Here is a 19150-nt window from a genome sequence, read left to right as displayed (position 1 = left end):
GTATCGGAAATCCCATCATTTGGAACAGGTAGCCGATACACAGGATGGATTCTGTACCTCTATACTTTTCAAGTAAAAAAATCAACTAAAAACTGTATTACTAAATGATGGGCTTCTAATGAATCAGATATAAAATGATCTTTGAATAAGATGTTTATTCAACATTATTTATTCTTATATAAAAAAGGACTTGGTACGAGTTATTTTCTATATAAAATTAATTTAAATAGTAGGTATACCAATATCAACGATAAATAGAATGAAAAAGGAGCGAAAAAAATGCCAATCGAAGAACATCGTAAAGCAGTCGGTACATTTGATAATAAGCGCAATAAAAAGTCTGATCAAAATGCTAGGCAAGAAGCAGTCAATTTCATCTCTAACACTGCAAATAACCAGCTAACGGAACGAATTAGATGGTCTCCGTTACTTTTCCTTCAACTATTAGTCATTACTGATTCTTTAGCTGTGAGGGGGGAGCCCCCAAGGGCACTTCGCACAAGTAGACCTGCTTTTGAAGCCGATACCACCGTTGAAATCGGCCCATTAGAAACAAATGCGAATAAAACGACGATCCATTCACTCTTTTTTCGTTCGAGTGTGAATACGACCCTCGTTCAACCAGCTCAACCGATCAATGCTTCTGAATACCTTTCTGATCCTGTAAAAAACGCGACTTTACAAGAACCTGTTTCTTTAGCTGAATTTACACACCATTGGACACTGCATGTACATAAAACCATTCATAATCTGGAAAAAATCGATAAGTGTAATACCACCGTCACGCCTATGTCTGTACTTGAGTATGGGTTGTGGGAGAAGAAAAATCATACACTCTATCATTTTAATACGATCTGTGAAGTGGCGAAATCAAAATCCCTTCAATTAAGAGAACAAGCAAAAGACGATCAGCAAGAAATCCAGCATTTTTCTTTTAAAAATAAAGAGTCAAAGAATAAAGTAGACTTAGGTAAAATCCAACGTGAGGCAAAAAATATTGCTCGTATGGTCCTATCATCTTACTATGATCATGAAGGGGAACCTTCAAGTAGTCACAGCGAAAACAATCATACTCGACCGTTCCTGCCAAACTCTTTTTGGGACAACTTAACAGATACCTTCACTTCTTTTTTTCACGAATACCAGAACCAGAATAGTAGTCACACGACTGGTTCAGGTGAACCACCAGTGGAGAGCGTATTATCAAAATTTTTTACAGTGTTAACTCGGACATTCTCAGCGGAACAGCTTGCAACTGAACATGCTCACAAAGAAAGTAGTAGAGGTGCTGGGGCAGCTTATTTCCCTCAAATACCCAAGAGTGAACAACCTCAGGCATCCAAGAACGAACGACCGCAGGCATCCAAGAGCCACCAGACTCAGACAACTAAGAATGACCAAGTAACAGAGGCACCGATTTTGGAAGAAGAAGAAGAATATCTCGCAGCGCCATTACTAGAATTAGCCAAAAAATTCAACGAACGGATCGATCAATTCTTTGAAAAAATCAACTTTCAGATATTCCCGGGAGCGGAAGCGCTACCGACGCCTCAACCAAATCTGAATGTTCCTATCTTACCTTATGCCTCTAGTATGCGTGTTTCAATGAATTATCTGGAAGACGAACCTTCTCTTGAAATCCAAAAAACAGTCAATAAGGTAATGAAGTGCTACGTGAATATTGAACCTTCACCATCAATAACTACGAAAACATTAACACCTTTTTGGTTTCATTTAGTGCTATTTCAAAAGAGACATAAAGTAGGCATGGCAATGGAAACGATTAGAAAATCACTTTGCGAGCTGTCTGATGACGTTTGTTTCTCGAATAGTGTCTCCACAAAAGAACTGTTTCATGCTCTTTATAACTGGGGGACTTCAAAGAACTCAAGTGATCAGGAGCTAGTATTAGAAAGAAGACGACAAATTGCGCAGGTCATTTTAGAGGCGTATGGCGTAAAAGATGAGCCAATTTCAGATGTCCAAGCAATAAAAATATTTCTACAAGCACGTAATAATCATGCCTTCATGAACTATAACTTTAAACTTCCAGACACATTGAATCAAGTAACACAACGCATCGATACGCCTTCCACCTCAGCGGATGTGCCACCATACGATGCGAGTAAAATACCACTGAATTCAGTAAAATACATCTCACAAACTACTCAAGCCTTTATTAACCAAAGAGTGGATATGTATACAAAAGGACAACCATTACCTATGCCAAAAACAGAAGCAATCGACGCTTTTTGGCTCGACTTAGATGTCTTTCAACAGCGCGTGGAAACAGAAGTGGCAACCAATCGAATCAAAGAACGTGTGTGTGAATACCTAGGTTTCTGTTTGATTGATGATTTGTCTACAAAAGACTTTTTCCTCGCTCTACTAAAGTGGGTGGATAACGACATATCAAGTGTTGCCATCCTGGAAAAAAGACGCCAGGTTGCTAAAGTAATACTTCAAAGCTACGACATAAATGATGACACCATTTCAGATGACCGAGCCATAGCCATTTTCTTTCAGTGGATTTACAACGATGTGTTTAGCGACATCCAGTTCAATGAACCGAGCCTAACAGACATTCAACACTTAAAATCATCTTCGCCAACACAAAAAAAACTTTTGCCTTATGACATCAGTTCGCAAGTATCTTTGAACTCCTCTAAAGAACTTTCACAAGAAGAACACGATGTCGTAAATAAAATCGTCACGGCTTATTTGAAAAATCAGCCTTTGCTTGATAAACCATCATTGACTTTGCCGCCAATATGGTTTGATCGAGAATTGTTTGATCGAAGAGCAGAGACGGAGAAAGTCAATAAGCAAATCATCGAGGAACTTGTTGATCAGTATGAAGAATTAAAAGGATCATCAAGACTAGCGTCAAATGATTTTTCACTTGTTTTGCAAAATTTTGCTAATAACGGAGGCTCAAATGCGGTAATTATCGATCGGAGAGTGCAAATTGCCAAAACGATTCTAAAAGAACATGGACTACCTGCACATAACTTATCAGAGGAGCGAAGCATCGCAATTTTTTTACAGTGGCGCTATAACAACGCGTTTAATGGTTACACATTCAAAAAAGAACCTGATCATTTGATTCAGAAAAGGGCAGGCGAACATATCCCAGGTACCGAGTTGTATGAAAGTGCTAAAAGTTTACAAGCGCCATTATTGTCATATGAGGAGCTAACTCTGGAAGTTGAACATGAATTAAAATTCCGGCTCATATCCTATCTTGATATAAAGCACTTGTACACGAACTTGAAATTAGATGCCGTGTTAACACCCTTCTGGTTTCAATTTGAGGTTTTTAAAGATCGATATCATACAGAAATAATCAATGAAGCCGTAAAAGAGTATTTAGCCAATGAAGACGGTCGTTTTAGGGAATTGAAAGGATCACTCATACGCTATATCTTTATTGAGCTGGCTAAATTAGAAAATGAAGAAAGTGCGAGTCAATCACTGCTTAGAAGAAGAAAGATTGCCCATATCATACTTCATACGCTTAGTCGCCCAGCGACAAGATTGTCTGATGCAGAAGCAAATGCCATTTTCCTACAATGGCGAGCGAATAATGTCTACCATGATGCTAAATTTCTAGACGTAAAAACAATTCCTTTTTTTGAATCTCCTGAGTATACTGAAACAGCAACGACCAATCAGACGGAGAAAGTGGTTCCTTCAGATCTGGAAAATGATTTGACACAAATCAAAAAAGTTGTGCAAGCAGTCATCAATAACAACCAACCTTTAGAAGCCGATATACATAATCTGCCAAATTTTTATTTCGTTGGCTCTATTTATCGAAACAAACAGAGAACCGCTAATGTCAATAAGAAAATAAGAAATTATCTTGTCCAGCAAAGAATTGTGGAAAAGCTAGACACGCCCGAGAATCTAATTGAGCAAGTCGAAAAATGGATAGGTAAAAACTGGCAAACTGAAAATAGTGTTGATTCAGAAAGAATGCAATTTTTTGCATACATGATCTTGAAAGAATACGATGTGCCACTGATAAGATTGGGTGAACTGTTATCAACAAGAAAATTAGAAGCAATTTATATGCAATGGAAACTGAATACTTTACTAGAAGGAGCAATCTACCAATCAACAAATGAAAAAACAACCTATTATAAAATATCTCCAGATGAATCACCCTACGTGATAAGTAAATTTCAGCAGAAGCAGGAAAGTGACTACATCTATAAGAAATATAATAAAGGCATGGTAACCAATACCAGTATTTTCAATGGAAAACCACTCGTTCCATATGTGTATTATCTTAATATTTTTAATAAAATAGAGAGAACATTCTCGGTTGATCGGAGTAAAACATTCTCTGCTAATGAGATAGTTAGGAGATATTTACGTTCAAAAAAGATCATACTGAAGCGTTTACAATCCCGTTATCTAACCCAAGCAGTTGAAAACTGGATACTCTCTGAGAAAAGATATCCTCTAATGGTGGTACGGGTGTATAAAGTAGCCAACATCATCCTTAGTGCATACAATGTCAATGAGGAAAATTTGACTCTTGAAAAAGCATATGCAGTGATACTCCAATGGATAAATAATAATGCGCAAGCTGATTTCACTTTTGATATGGAACACTTGAATTTTGCCTATGGAAATGATGAGGATAGCAAAAAGCAAGAAATGAAGGAAAAAGTCAAAGCATTTATTTCTGAGAATGGCATTAATAAAAGTAATAAAAAAATCAGTGATGTAGAGATTGATAAATTTGGAAGTTCTTTACTACAGGTTGAAGAAACATTACAAAAAGTAGCCGATTTTTTAACTTCCTATGGCCATCCTTGCAGTCCTGACGATAAAAATAACTTAGTTAAAGTGGCCACCCACTGGACGCTTCAAGAGGGAACATCCACAGAAAAAGTTGATATGAACAAAGTCAGAAACTTATTAGTTCTGTTTGTCGGAATCTTTAAAGTTCGGGAGCTATCAGATGAAGAGGCGCACCAAATGTTTCTTAAATGGGCGATGGATACACTAGAACTAGCCTCTGCACCGACGGAGGTAAAACCGGCACCATCTCCAAACGATCGATCATTCGTCATCACTGAAGATGGTCGCTGGCGAGATAAAAATATTAGGAATCAAATCGAAATATTCTTTCAACAGAAACAACTACTGTCTACAAACCCAAGTAAAGAAGAATTGTTGGTCGCTCTCGGTAAATGGTTTTCTCAAGATAGCGCAGGGTTCGTCCTCATGAATGATAAAACCCAACCTATAGCAAAAATCATTCTGAAAGAAATGGATCGATATGGTGGGGAAGCAGACGAAAAAATCAGTGAAAAAAATGCAGAATTAACAGTGACCAAATGGATCTTTGAAACGGTATTAGAAAACTCGGTCGAAGCTTATGTCACAAAAAATATTCTCGACGCAGAAGATCCATCGATATTTACTATTGGGCAACTTAGAAACTTATTTGAGGTAGATGAATTAGCAAAAGCAGGCGTATTCAATTTGTCCAAAACAGATTCGAAAATATCAGAGGACTCCTTAAGCACCTTAAAAAAAATCTGGATTCTTCTTGTTCAAAAGACCTTACCAAATTATTTCCTTGAGACGAGTCAAATTTCCGACGATTTACTGATATCAGATTTTGGATCGGTGATACAGCTGGTCGGGTCGAAAATACTTGAAAACGTAGGTTATCGTACGAAATTTGATCAAACTGAAATTCGCAAGTTAGGCGCTCTGTTCTGTGAAACGATCAGTACCCAAGGAATCACAACCATTGATGAACTAAATCATTTGTTGATGCCCGCATTGATCACTACGGCGCAACTCGATCCAGAAGGACTACGCAAAGCAGGGAAAGAAGGGAGATATAAAGAATATGCGTTGCAAACCTTTCTGGGGTATTGGAACAGGCGTGATGAAATCCGCTTGGACATTCAAAAAGAAATAGAAAAAAGATTTTCACCCTACCAAAAAGCAACCATCAATTGGCGCAGAAAACAAGCGATAACAAATGATGTCGTACAAGAGTGTGAGCGGCTTGGTGCCACCTTTACTTTTGGAATGGGGGAAATCTATCTAGGTGGTGGAAATCCATGTCCTAGCCTATTTACTCCCGTCAATATTGAGGTCGCCTATAAAAGCTTGACAAGAGCTGTTTCTGATAGTTATTTTGATTTAGATCAAAAAATAATTGAACTTTCATTATATTCGTTAAATATAGAAGATCAGAATTTTATCTTTTCTCCGGATACTACTGTCTTTTTAGCATCTGCTAAATTAGCCAACAAGGTACATTACTATGGCCCTTCTGCGCCCGGTTCGATGCCTATGATCTTTTTCAAGCATGATCCATGGTTAGACACCATTCTTGAACTTGACCAGACGGATCTATTTGTGGCAGATAACGGAGAGGAAGAACGAATATACGCGTTAAAAAGACTGGCAGATGAAGGTGGGTATGTCATCCAACGAGTCGATAGAGACCCCTTGCTGTTCCTTGAATATGGTTTGTTTAATAACAAGCATCTTTTGAAAGAAGGCTATTCAAAGGAAGGCGATCGGATTAAAATAGGCAAGAAATTATTTACCTTTACCATTGACATCAAAAAAGATAAAAAGCTATGTCAGGGACATGATACAAAGCCATTTATCGATCAACTTGCACGTCATCACAGTGATTTGCTCTATAATATCATGTATGAACTCGGCAATGATAAAACAGTCACTGAAAAAGTCTGGAATTTAGTCAAACATTTTATCCCATTTTATGATTGTATTGTGGGTATCATCGATCAAGATATTGGTGAAGCGGTGACATCTTGCACGATTGATGCCGTTATGATGATTCCTATTTTAGGTCAAATCTCAGCGCTAAATTGGAAATTTGCGCTAGGTGTATCTAGAGCGCTGGCGAAAGGCGGCTTAAAATTAGTAATCAAAAATACCACGTATTTTCTTCCTAGTATGTCTGACATAAAAGCCGTGATGAAAAGCGTTGCACGATCTGTCGATCCAGGATTTGAATTGTTACTCGGAGGAGGAAATTTGATCATCAAACGATTGATCAGTTTTAAATACAGTTCACTGGTTACAAGAGAAATGAAACTACTATTAAGTAAATTAGAACGCTTTGACAGTGCAACGAAAGCGCGATTAATTGAAGAAGAGGTATTGCTTGCTAAGCTATCAAAGGAAGGGCCACATATCTTTGTCAAGCGTGTAAAAGACAATTTATTTTTACAGGTAACCGATATAGAAACTGGTGATGTCTTTGGAAAATATTATACGTTGCACGGCGATCAGTTAAAACCCTTTGAAGGTCCTATTTCTTTCACTTCAGAACAAAAGGAATTAATCAAACACTTAGCAAGTACAGTTGCTGTATATAAGTCTTTTGCTGATGAAAAGAATTTAAACCCGAGAGGGTACGGAGATGGTCCAATCTTAGCAATCAGAAAAACAGATCTACCAACAGAGTATTACATCAAGCTAAACGGTCATATAGTCCCAGTCAGAGCGACAATTATCGAAGGTCAAGGCATCCGTTATGACTTATGTAACGGAGACAAAATATTTCCGGTAAAATATAATGGGATCGAGTGGGGATTTGAGCCACTATCATCACCATTGGTTACAAAAGAAGTAATCGAAACAATCACAAAACAGTTGGAAAAAACAGAAACGATAAAAGATCCAAGTACACTTTCGCCACCAGATGAAAATGGTTTGATGTGGAATGCTTATGGAAAATCCTATCTTAAAATCAATGACCAGTATGTTACGACCGTACTACTAGATCGAGAATTTAATCGCTACGGTATATTGAATCAAAGCGGAAATGATCTGCTGACGATTTTACGCTTTGATTTAGAAAATAATTCTTTCCGCTTGGAAACCTCCGAAGAAAAACGACTGTATGAACTGGAAAAATCGGTCCGCAGAACTGGAAAAAAAGAAATTCCCTCGCACGATCTCCCAGGTACTTCAAATGCAGGGACGTCAGCTGGTGCATCGAGTTCACAAACTACAAGTACAACCAAAGGACCAGACTACTCTATCTTCCCGAAAAATCCTGGAAGAGAAAAGGAGTGGAATATGATTCGAGATGCTATCCCTTACTTTGAGATTGATGCCATCAGATTTGTGGATCATAGCGTACAACTTCCTCCTTTAGATGCGCTTATTCCACTACCTAGAAACCGAGTCAGAATAGACGCAGAAAAAAATTTGTTAAGTGATCTGGCAGAGATCCTCCAACTATATTTACCTAAAACGCCCGAGCTTCCCTACAAAGTTTATTCTGGTCTTGAACCGAGTAAGTTACCGGCTTCTCTCAGACCGTTTGCAAAAAAATTCGTAGAGGAGGTTCAGGAAACGACAGCTATCTTCGAAACTTATATAAAATTAGCTGAATTTTGGCTAAGTCATGACAAAATAGAGAATACAGATGCAGCCAAACTTTTTATGCCGCTATTTGAACTACAGAACGTTGAAAACAAGGAAGAGATCATGCGAGCAGCACTAAAAAGGTTATTATTTATCTCTAAAAAAGGACTCCAGTTCGTTGAACAATCCGCTACTTTTGGCTTTGAAAATATTTGGCTGGTTTCTACTGATTTGGTTTATCAAAAAAGCACTAAAAGTTATTTTTCTCAATATACAACGCGCCCCCTTGCAGACGCATTTATTATAAGCAATGATCCGAATTGTCGCGTCCTTATTTTTGCTGATACTTTTCATATGGATTCAAAAATAGATTTGAATCGACAAGTACGTCCGGGTATAAAGGAAACCTTTATTCATGAAATCACACACACTGTGGCAGGCACAGAAGATTGGATATGTTACACCTTACCCCCTCGAGGAGTATTCATGAACAGTCTGGAAGAGATACGAGATTCCTTTAATAAAAATAAAGATAAGCTTTTAGGCACCCCATCATTTCAAGAATTCGTCAGGCATGCATCGATGTGTTACGGTTTACCAGAACTATCACCAGAAAGTGTCTTGGTATCTATACGTACAGATCCATTTTTAAGTGCAAATATTAAATTGACTGATGCAGAAACTGTAATGAACCTGATCGTCAGTCTTGTGAAAGGACTTCCTTTTGCGCGGGCTAAAGTACAAAAAAGAGAAACAAACACCATGGATCTAGGGAGTGGATATCTTATGATGGCGATTGCCTTATCAGAAATATGGGACTTTAAGGCAAATGAGATGGAAATTCCATTGGAGAATGTTCATACGATCCAAAATAATAAAACAGTCACTGCTACTCCGGAAAGAGCCACTGGTCATAGAGAAAAAAGAGGGATTGAAACCATTATTAACGAAGGAAAAGAAAATAGTGAACACGTGAATGTCTTCGGCTTGACTGGCAAGACTGAAAGTAAACGGAATGTCTTGGATCCGTTTGGATTGATCAGAAAACAAAAAATGAAGAAAAAACAAAGAATAGGCCAAAAACAAAGTCCTTTAAATCCCTTTGGACTAGGAGGGAGCAACGATAAAAAAATGAAGCGAAGTGATTTAAATGTATCACAAAGATAAGTGAGTCACTATGATCGAATCGCTTCTTTATCAGTCAAGTGCAACGGATCATGTCCTTAGGAGGATGAGCAGTTACGACATAATTACTTTATCTCATGAAAGCAGACAAAATCAACTTGATCGTTTTTTCACACTTGAAGTGAGGATACTTGGCAGTTAATAAAATCAGCAACAAGAAATTGCTCGCATAGAAAGTGAAGAAACAAGGCGATGTAGCGAACTTTCTATGCGATGTTTTCATGGATCATTGAAGGTTCAACGATAGGAGAAGCCACGCATTTTCTCGTAGATTTCTTCAAATGAGTGCGGACGTACATAGCGATTGCCACAGAGATAATTCACTGCATCTTTGTCGCCTAAGTATAATTCAGTATAGTAACGGAAAGTTTTCCGACACAATTCCGGTGAAACATTTTTGTACACCGTGATCCGATCAAGGATTTGGCGAATCGTGCGAGGCGAGATTTGTTCATCGTGTGAAGAGCGGAAAACATAGGATTCACCAGATGCGCCATTTTTATGTTGGTTGGCATAATTCGCAAGTATCGGAAGTGCTTCATTTGGAATAGGTACTCGCTCCAAACGATTCGCTTTCCGATCTACAACCAGAATCTGTTTCTTCAAATCAATGTTTTTCCATTTTAATTCAACAACTTCATGAATTTTCAAGCCACAATAGAGGAGAACAGCCACGATTGCCAGATTTCTTGCACGATTTTTTTGTTCAAAAAGTGCTTCCCGTGGAGAATTAAAGCCTTTTTCAGGAACGAAAAGCGAGTCAAAATCACTTAATAAGGAAGCATCGATGTAACGTGGAGCGGCAGAGGTAGTTTCTGGTAAACTATCCCCTAATAAGGAAATCTCTTTTTCAACAAGGCCTTTTTCATACAAAAAGCGTAGAAAATGATTCAAAGCATATTGCTTGCGAGAGATCCCGTAGTAACCATTTTTGAATTGCTGTTGCGTTTCTTGTGCAGCAGCTGTATGGAAAGCTCGCGTGTGAAGGTAAACTTCACTTAAAAAATTAAGATAGACTTGTTTTTCCAATTGGATGATCAACTGATCATTTATTTCTTGTTTATGCGTTTTTCGTAAGTAATCTGTAAATAAATGGAAATCTTTTGCATATTCATAGCGACTAGCTAATGATAATTTTTTTGAATTCGCCTGCAAAAATTCATTGAAGATCGGTGGTAACTGGAGCATTCGTTGTTTCAACTTTTTTTGTATCTGTTTTCTTGTTTTGGCATCCATGCAAAAAACCTCCATTTCTTATCTAATGTCATGGGAACAGGAACTAGTGTAGTTTCTGGAAAGATTGCTTCTGCATCCCCAAATGTATTAGCCTGATAGGGGGAGCGATGAAAAGCAATTGTTACTTGTTATCCTCGTCTTATTTTACTACAACCATTCACTGAATACTAAAAACTAAATCAATAAAAAAGACACTTTGACGTAGCATCGGCTATGGTTCAAAGTGTCTTTTCGCGTGTCACTAACTGATTATTTGATAGGTAACTGGATCTTGAAATCCACACCCACAGGCAGGTGATCTGACACAGTCAATTGTCCCTTGTGTTGCTCGATCAATTGTTTTGCGATTGCTAAGCCTAGTCCATAGCCACCCGTTTCCTTTGATCTAGCTTGGTCTTCGCGGTAAAAGCGATCAAAAATCCGTTTTTTGTCTTCGTCACTGATCGCAGGACCTGTATTTTTGACATGGATCACCCAGTCTTTATTGGTGCTAGCTGAAGTGACAATGATCTCGTCGTGTTCACTTGTGTACTTGAGTGCGTTATCTAGCAAAATGACTAATACTTGATGGATTTTTTTCGGATCAGCTAAAACGCTCATGTCTGCTTGATTCTCGACTATAAATTCTTTTTGATCAATCGTTGCCATCTCTTGGAAAGGTTTGATCAACTCAGCGATAAATCCTTTTGTTTGTAGTTCTTGCTTTGCGAGCGTATCTTGACTCGAATCGCTTCGTGCTAAGGTCAATAAATCAGAAGTCAAGCCAGTCAGGCGTCTTGTTTCAGACAATGCTTGCGCAATACTTTCAGATTCTTCGATGATCGTATGATTTGGTTTAGTGAAGAGGTGTTCCAAACTGTTTTGGATGATTGTTAAAGGTGTTCGCAATTCATGGGAAGCATTTTCCACAAATTCTCTTTGTCGACGCCATGATGCTAAAATCGGACGCATGTTGAGCTTAGACAAATAATAGCTAACGCCAATAGAGCCTAGCCAAAAGACGATCATACAAAGAATCAAAATCGTTTGGAATGTTCGCAGAGAAGAGTTGATTTGATTCGTATTTTCCAAAACTTGGACGTAGGCAACTTCTCCTTGGTTTGTTGCTTTTTTTGTAATGGATCGAAAATAAAGGGGCGTTCCTTGGTCAGCTTGCGCCAGTTCAATGTCTTGGATCGTATCTAACTTACTCGTATCCAGCTTGATCCCTTCGATTTGATTAAAACGACCACCAATGGTTTCTTTATTCAAGACTTCACCTGATGCAGACCACAAGATCACTTGAGTATTGAAACGATCGCCTTCAGGTAGTGACTCTGTTTGACGTGGAGGGATCTGGGCGTTGAAAAAAGGGTCTCCCTGTTGATAACGTTCGATTTCTAATTGCACCATATGGGAGTTCATTGAGACATTCTTCAACATCAGGTCGGTCTCACGATAGGCTGACTGATTCAATAATTGGAGAATGATTCCTCCAAGCAAAAGAAAAATCAAGGCAAAGGCGGTCACATTGGCTGCAAATAGTTTTGTGCGTTGTTTATTGAAAATGCTGTCTGTCATCGCCTCACTCTCCCTGTAAGATATAGCCGACATTACGCAGCGTTTTTATTTCTTTATCCAAGCCGGTCTCGCGAAGGTGCTTTCTAAGATTACTCATATAGACTTCCACAACAGTGATCGTCGTGTTAGAATCAAAGCCCCAGATACGGTCGAAAATCTGCTCTTTCGTCAAGATGATCCCTTTATTTTGCAAGAAATAAACAAGCAACTCAAATTCTTTCCCTTGGATCGGAAGTAGTTGTTTCTTGTATTCGACGGTATTTTGTTGCAAATCACAGATGATTCCTTGATACTCCAACGTATGTTCACTGAAGAGTCCAAGTGAACGTTTCAATAATGCTTTGATCCGCATCAGTAATTCTTCACGATAAAATGGTTTGGTCAAATAGTCATCCGCACCACGTTCAAAGCCTTCAATTTTGTCTTCTAAGCCATCTTTTGCAGTCAAGATCAGCACAGGGGTCAAGATGTTCTTTTTCCGAAGATGCGCTAATACTTCATATCCATTCATTTCAGGGATCATCAAATCAAGCACTGCTAGATCATAAACACCAGATTCCAATTCATATAAGCCTTCGCTGCCATCATAGACTTGGGTCACTTCACCGATTTCAGAAATGATCTCTTTGATATTATCCGACAATACGTGATCATCTTCGACCACTAATAATTTAATCATACATTCCACCTCTATTGTTTTCACCATATAAGTTGATTTTACCATGATTAGCATAAACAAAACTTAAATTTCGGATTAAGTTCCGTTTAAGCTAACCTTTGTATGCTAGGTGACATCACTTGATCCGACAGGAGGAATAAAATGAAATTAAAAAATGTATTCCAACGCAAAGAAACAAAATATCTGATCCCAACGACACAGTTCCATTCTTTTTTAAAAGACTTGAAAAAACAGATGCAGATCGACGAATATGGGCTGCATACTATTTTATCCTTGTACTTTGATACACCAGACGATCGTTTCATTACCAATTCTATGACGAAACCAAAATACAAAGAAAAATTCAGAGTAAGAAGCTATGGCCTCCCACAGGAGACATCGATGGTCTTTCTAGAAATCAAAAAAAAGGTCAACGGAATCGTCTATAAAAGAAGAATGCCACTCACTTATGCTGAGTATCTACAATGGCTTGATCAAAAACATTTCCCAAAAAATAAAGACGAACAAATCCCACAGGAAGTGAACTGGTTGTTCAAAAGAAATCCAGATTTGTCGCCTAAAACAATGATCATTTATGAACGAATGTCGCTATTTGGCACGTCAGATCCAGATTTTCGTGTGACGTTTGACCAGAATATCCGTTTTCGCAGTACCAATTTGGATCTATCAATCACAGGGGATGAAACTTTGGTTGCGCCTGAGATTGGCGTATTGATGGAAGTGAAAGCGCTAGGGGCGTATCCCTTGTGGTTTGTGGAGCTACTGAACAATTATCAGCTAAGAAAAGGGAGCTTTTCAAAATACGCAGAAACATATCAGCGACATTTATTCATTCAGACAAAGGAGGGAAAGAACCATGCTATCTAGTTTAATCGAATCAGGGACAACCATTCAACCTAAAGAATTATTGATTTGTATCGCCACTTCATTAGTTTTAGGGTTATTAGTTGCAACTATCCATATGCAACGTAACGTCTATACAAAAAGCTTTGTTGTTACCGTTGCAGTCTTGCCGATACTGGTTCAATCAGTCATCATGTTGGTCAATGGCAATCTTGGAACAGGCTTAGCGGTCGTCGGTGCCTTCAGTCTGATTCGTTTTCGTTCGGTTGCCGGCGGCTCAAGAGAGATCACTAGTATTTTTTGGTCGATGGGTATCGGGATTGCTACAGGGATGGGCTACGTTGCGTACGTGGTGATATTCTCAGTTATCGTCGCGCTCTTTTTACTATTGCTTTATCTTTCACCTTTTGGCAACCAGAATAAAGTAGCTGAGCGAGAATTGAAAGTGACGATTCCAGAAGATTTGGATTATCCTGAACTATTTACCGATATTTTTGAGGAATATACGTATACGCATCATCTCAATTCCGTTCGAACTACGACAATGGGGAGTTTGTATGAATTACGCTATATCCTTTTACTAAAAGACCATCAACAGGAAAAAGAAATCATTGATCAGATACGTGTTCGCAATGGTAATTTACCAGTCGTACTCGGTAAAGTAGCCACGAATCGTGAAGAATTATAAAGGAGGAACTCGCATGAAAAAATTCTATTCATTGATCGCTGCCAGTCTCTTATTAACCGCCTGTTCTTCAGCAAATTCAGCTTCTTCGGGTAAGACTAGCACAGAGGAAACAGATACAAGTACAGTGACAAATCTCTCGACAGATACGACATCGACGGAATCAGAAACGACGTTCGGTAATTATGAGACAGAAGATCTAACAACTAGCTATGACAAAAGTACCGCTGTCGACATCCAATTAGGGGAGGAGACAGAAGTGACAGGAGAAGGTGTCGAAGTAGCGGATAAACAAGTAACGATCACAAAAGGAGGGACTTATGTCATCAGCGGAACATTAACTGACGGTCAATTGATCGTGAATGTGCCGAAAGAAGAAAAAGTCCATCTGATTTTCAACGGTGTATCGATCACCAATTCTAGCGGACCCGCAGTGGATATCCAACAAACAGAAAAGGCGATAGTGACGTTGGCAGACAACACCGATAATCACTTAGCTGATGGAAAGACATATACACTTGCTGAAAACGAAACTGAGCCAGATGCCACATTATACAGTAAAGAAGATTTGACGATCAATGGAACTGGCGCATTGACTGTTGATGGCAATTATAGTAACGGTATCCGCAGTAAAGATGACTTATTTTTGATCTCTGGAACCTATACGATCAATGCAAAAAATAACGGATTGAAAGGAAAAGATGCGGTATCGGTCAAAGGTGGAAGCTATCAGATCACCACCGAAGAAGGGGATGGCATCCAAGCAAATGGAACAGAGGACGAGACAAAAGGTGCTGTTGCAATCGACGGCGGGACTTTCAATATAAACAGTGGAAGAGACGGCATCCAAGCAGAAACATCCATCCGTAGCCAAGGAGTAGAAATGACGATCCAGACGGCCGACGGAGCCGATAGCACGAACTTAGATACAAATGAAAGTTACAAAGGCATAAAAGCTGGGAATAATGTATTGATCAGTAGCGGAAACTATACCATCAATAGTGCCGATGACAGTATCCATACCAATAACAGTGCAGAAATAACAGGCGGGACACTCACATTAAGCTCTGGAGATGATGGGATTCATACAGACAACGAGTTGACCTTCAATGGCGGAACAATTGACATCCAACAATCCTATGAAGGCATTGAATCAGCAGTCATCACCTTCAATGACGGAGAAATAACAGTCACTGCCACTGATGATGGGATCAATGCCGGTGGTGGCAGTGACACAGAAACAACTACTGGACAGTTTGGCGCTGACAGCTTTGGTGGTCCACCGGATGAGGCGGATGAGAGCAAAGAAGTCACGATCAATGGTGGGACGATCTACGTTAATTCAGAAGGCGACGGTTTAGACAGCAACGGGAACATTCAAATGTCTGGCGGTACAATGCTGATCGACGGCCCCGTAAATGGTGGTAATGGCGCATTGGATTATGGTGGCGCGTTTACTTTAACAGGTGGGACATTTGTCGCTGCTGGTTCAAATGGGATGGCGCAAACAGTCAGTGATAGTTCTACTCAAGCAACAGTAGCGATCAGCTATGACACTCTTCAACAAGCAGATACACTCATGAGCCTACAAACAACCGCAGGGGAAGCAGTGATTGCGTATCAACCTGCTAAAAATTATCAAACAATCGTAGTCTCGTCACCACAGCTTGCAGTTGGGGAAACGTATACGATCGCTACCGGTGGCACGACTCAGGCTGAACTTACTAATGGCTTTAGTGAACAACTATCAATCAGTGACGCAGAAGATTTAGGCACGTTCACCTTCGCAGATACTACAATGACGATTTCTCAATCTGGCGAAGAAGTTTCCTTTGGTCAAATGGGACCGGGAGGTTTTTAGCACCACCCTAAAACTCGAAAGCCCCCAAATAGCACCTGTTCCCACGCTATTTAGGGGGCGTTTTTTTGTTCATTATTTCTTTCATTTGAGATATCATCTGTTTTTAGCGTTTAAAGAAGCATTTTCTAGGTTTTTTTTCTTCGTAAAAATACTATTATTATGAACTGGATAATCAAACGAAGCAATTGACTTTTTCTTTGCATAAGCGCTATACTTTTCTCCAGTGACACTTTGTCACTAACAGAGAAATCGAAATGGAGGAATCAAAAAAATGTTTTTAGCGATAAAAGAAATGCGCTATGCCAAACTACGCTATGGGCTGATTATTGGGATCATGTTCTTGATCGCTTATGTTGTGTTTATGTTAACTGGTTTAGCAAGTGGACTCTCCGAAGAGTTCAAAAAAGCAATTGTTGACTGGCAAGCACAAGAAATCGTGTTATCAGAAGATGCCAATAAAGTCTTTGCTGCCTCTCAATTGACGAGAGAAGATCTGGATCAAGTAGATGCAAAAGACAAAGCGCCGATTGGCTTATTCAGCGGAGCAGTCAAAGCAGAAGAAAAGGAAAATATCACTGTATTTGGGACGACAAGCGATGCGTTCTTATTGCCTGATTTATTAGAAGGCGAGATGTTCAAACAAAAAAATGAAATCATTATTTCCAAAAATATGGCAGATCTAGGTTTTTCGATTGGCGAAAAAATCAAAATCGGTAGCTATGATGAAGAACTAACAATCGTTGGGATCTTCCCTGAAACTTATTACACGGTTGGCCCGGTCGTTTATACAGACCTTGATACATGGACACAGTTGAAATTTGGCGATCAGCCTTTTGCTTCGGATGAGAAGAAACCGATCAATGCCATTGTCACGAAACAAGCTGCCACTATCCAATCGGATGGGGCATCAAAAACATTACAAAAATTGTCGATTGACGACTTTATTCAAAGTCTCCCAGGTTATTCTGCACAAAACATGACATTGAATGCGATGATTTATTTCTTGTTTGTCGTTGTTGCAGCAGTTGTAGGCATCTTTATGTATGTGATCACCTTACAAAAAACAGCGATTTTTGGTGTGATGAAAGCACAAGGGATCAGAAATTCATTTATCGCCCGTTCATTACTAGCGCAAGCATTCATCGTAGGAGTAGTTGGTGTAGCATTCGCAGTAGGGCTTGCTTTCTTGACTAGTTTGATCTTACCGACTGCCATGCCTTTCGCGATCATGTGGCCTCAGTGGCTTTTATATAGTGGGATATTGATACTCGTAGCAATGATCGGTGGGCTATTCTCCATTCGGACAGTCGCTAAAGTTGATCCAGTTATTGCGATAGGAGGGTAATAGAAAAATGAAAGAAATCTTGACAATGAAAAATATCGTCAAAAAATTCGGCAACGGCCGAACAGAAGTGACTGCACTAAAAGAAATCAATTTTTCAGTAAAACAAGGAGAATTTGTCAGCATCATCGGCCCTTCTGGTTCAGGGAAAAGTACATTTTTAACTATCTCTGGTGGTCTTCAAACACCTACTTCAGGTGAAATCCACATTAATGGTCATTCATTTTCCGAATTAAATGAAAAAAAACGAGCAGACTTACGCTTTAAAGAAATTGGCTTCATTTTACAAAGTTCAAATTTGATTCCTTTCCTAAAAGTCAAAGAGCAGTTTTATTTAGTGGATCGCGTCGCTAAGAAAAAAGCAGGGGACGAGCGAATCGACGAATTGCTGAAATCATTGGATATCTATGAGTTGAAAGACAGTTATCCGAAAGATTTATCCGGTGGAGAAAGACAACGAGTAGCTATCGCAAGAGCATTATTCAATGATCCAAGCTTGATTTTAGCGGATGAACCAACAGCAAGCTTAGATACCGATCATGCCTATGAAGTCGTCAAATTGTTAGTCAAGGAAGCCCATGAGAAGCAAAAAGCCACCGTCATGGTCACGCATGATTCTCGAATGATCCAATGGAGCGACCGTATCTACCGCATGGAAGACGGTTATTTGACAGAACAAGCTAAAGCTTAAGCAGTAAGGAGAGAGCTTATGCCAAAAGAAACATTTTTCAATATTTCCAAGGACAAACAGCAATGGATCTTAGAGATTTTATTAGATAAATTTTATGATCGGCACATCAGCCAAGTCAAAGTTTCAGAAATCGTTGAAGCAATGGGCATGTCTCGGGGTGCGTTTTATAAATATTTTCAGGATCTGGAAGATGCGTATACGTTTACTGTCCGAAACTACTCCAATCGGGTCCATGGAGATATCATTGCTTCAATCAATCGAAATCGAGATCACTTTTTCTTAGGAATCGAAGAATACCTCGCTTGGTGTGGAAAACTAAGTAAAGATAGTTCTTATTGGCGATCCATCAAATTACTGACAAGAGCGAGCGATTTAGGTTCAGCGAAGCGTTCAAAGAATGAAGGAGACGCATCGATGGTCCAACAATGGCTTGATCTATTGAAAATCAACCAGATTACGATGGACACGACGGAAGAAGCCATCAGCTTTTTATATTTCGTGATGGCTCTTGTCATGAATTCTTTGACAGATTATATGGTCAACCAATGGACAGCCGAAGAACTAGTGGAAGATTTCCGCTATAAAGTTAAATGGTTAGAAATAGGGATAAAGAGCAAGACAGACAGCTAGCCAAAGTCCATAAATAAAAAGAAGCGCCTACTTCCACAGAATTTTCTGTT

General features: G+C 39.2%; 10 protein-coding genes. 7 read left to right on the top strand and 3 right to left on the bottom strand.

Annotated features, from left to right (window positions below; genetic code table 11):
• Positions 1–279 precede the first annotated feature (279 nt).
• Positions 280–9555, top strand: coding sequence for a QWxxN domain (locus IGI79_RS06915; RefSeq protein ID WP_438845778.1), 9276 nt, complete (start codon positions 280–282; stop codon positions 9553–9555).
• 255 nt (positions 9556–9810) lie between these two features.
• Here IGI79_RS06915 and IGI79_RS06910 read toward each other — a convergent pair whose 3' ends face one another.
• The 3 genes from IGI79_RS06910 to IGI79_RS06900 all read right to left on the bottom strand — a co-directional run bounded on the left by IGI79_RS06910 (position 9811) and on the right by IGI79_RS06900 (position 13048).
• The gene (locus IGI79_RS06910; protein ID WP_438845777.1) at positions 9811–10809 is read right to left on the bottom strand and encodes a tyrosine-type recombinase/integrase; all 999 of its coding nucleotides are present in this window, start codon (positions 10807–10809) and stop codon (positions 9811–9813) included.
• A 249-nt stretch (positions 10810–11058) separates the two neighbouring features.
• Positions 11059–12369, bottom strand: a complete 1311-nt coding sequence (locus tag IGI79_RS06905) for a sensor histidine kinase (protein WP_438845776.1) — start codon at positions 12367–12369, stop codon at positions 11059–11061.
• A gap of 4 nt (positions 12370–12373) precedes the next feature.
• A complete protein-coding gene (locus tag IGI79_RS06900; protein WP_438845775.1) occupies positions 12374–13048 on the bottom strand; it encodes a response regulator transcription factor in 675 nt (224 codons plus the stop codon).
• A 141-nt stretch (positions 13049–13189) separates the two neighbouring features.
• On the opposite strand from IGI79_RS06900, the gene IGI79_RS06895 reads away from it, so the two are divergent.
• From IGI79_RS06895 to IGI79_RS06870, 6 genes are all read left to right on the top strand, one after another.
• Positions 13190–13915 (top strand): polyphosphate polymerase domain-containing protein, encoded by a 726-nt coding sequence (locus IGI79_RS06895; protein ID WP_438845774.1) that lies wholly within the window; start codon positions 13190–13192, stop codon positions 13913–13915.
• The gene (locus IGI79_RS06890; protein ID WP_438845773.1) at positions 13905–14579 is read left to right on the top strand and encodes a DUF4956 domain-containing protein; all 675 of its coding nucleotides are present in this window, start codon (positions 13905–13907) and stop codon (positions 14577–14579) included. The genes IGI79_RS06895 and IGI79_RS06890 overlap by 11 nt, the downstream gene beginning before the upstream one ends.
• Before the next feature lie 13 nt (positions 14580–14592).
• Positions 14593–16437 (top strand): carbohydrate-binding domain-containing protein, encoded by a 1845-nt coding sequence (locus tag IGI79_RS06885; RefSeq protein WP_438845772.1) that lies wholly within the window; start codon positions 14593–14595, stop codon positions 16435–16437.
• Between the two features lie 271 nt (positions 16438–16708).
• Positions 16709–17782, top strand: coding sequence for an ABC transporter permease (locus IGI79_RS06880; RefSeq protein WP_438845771.1), 1074 nt, complete (start codon positions 16709–16711; stop codon positions 17780–17782).
• Positions 17783–17789: 7 nt separating this feature from the next.
• Complete coding sequence (locus IGI79_RS06875; RefSeq protein ID WP_438845770.1) at positions 17790–18470, top strand: ABC transporter ATP-binding protein; 681 nt, start codon at positions 17790–17792, stop codon at positions 18468–18470.
• Positions 18471–18488: 18 nt separating this feature from the next.
• On the top strand, positions 18489–19100 hold the full coding sequence (locus IGI79_RS06870) for a TetR family transcriptional regulator (protein ID WP_271554124.1): 612 nt from the start codon (positions 18489–18491) through the stop codon (positions 19098–19100).
• Positions 19101–19150 lie beyond the last annotated feature (50 nt).

Source organism: Enterococcus sp. AZ084, assembly GCF_051714905.1.
GTDB classification, from domain to species: domain Bacteria; phylum Bacillota; class Bacilli; order Lactobacillales; family Enterococcaceae; genus Enterococcus_B; species Enterococcus_B pernyi.
The sequence above is the reverse complement of the archived record's forward strand: the minus strand, read 5'-3'. Positions and strand labels throughout refer to the sequence as shown.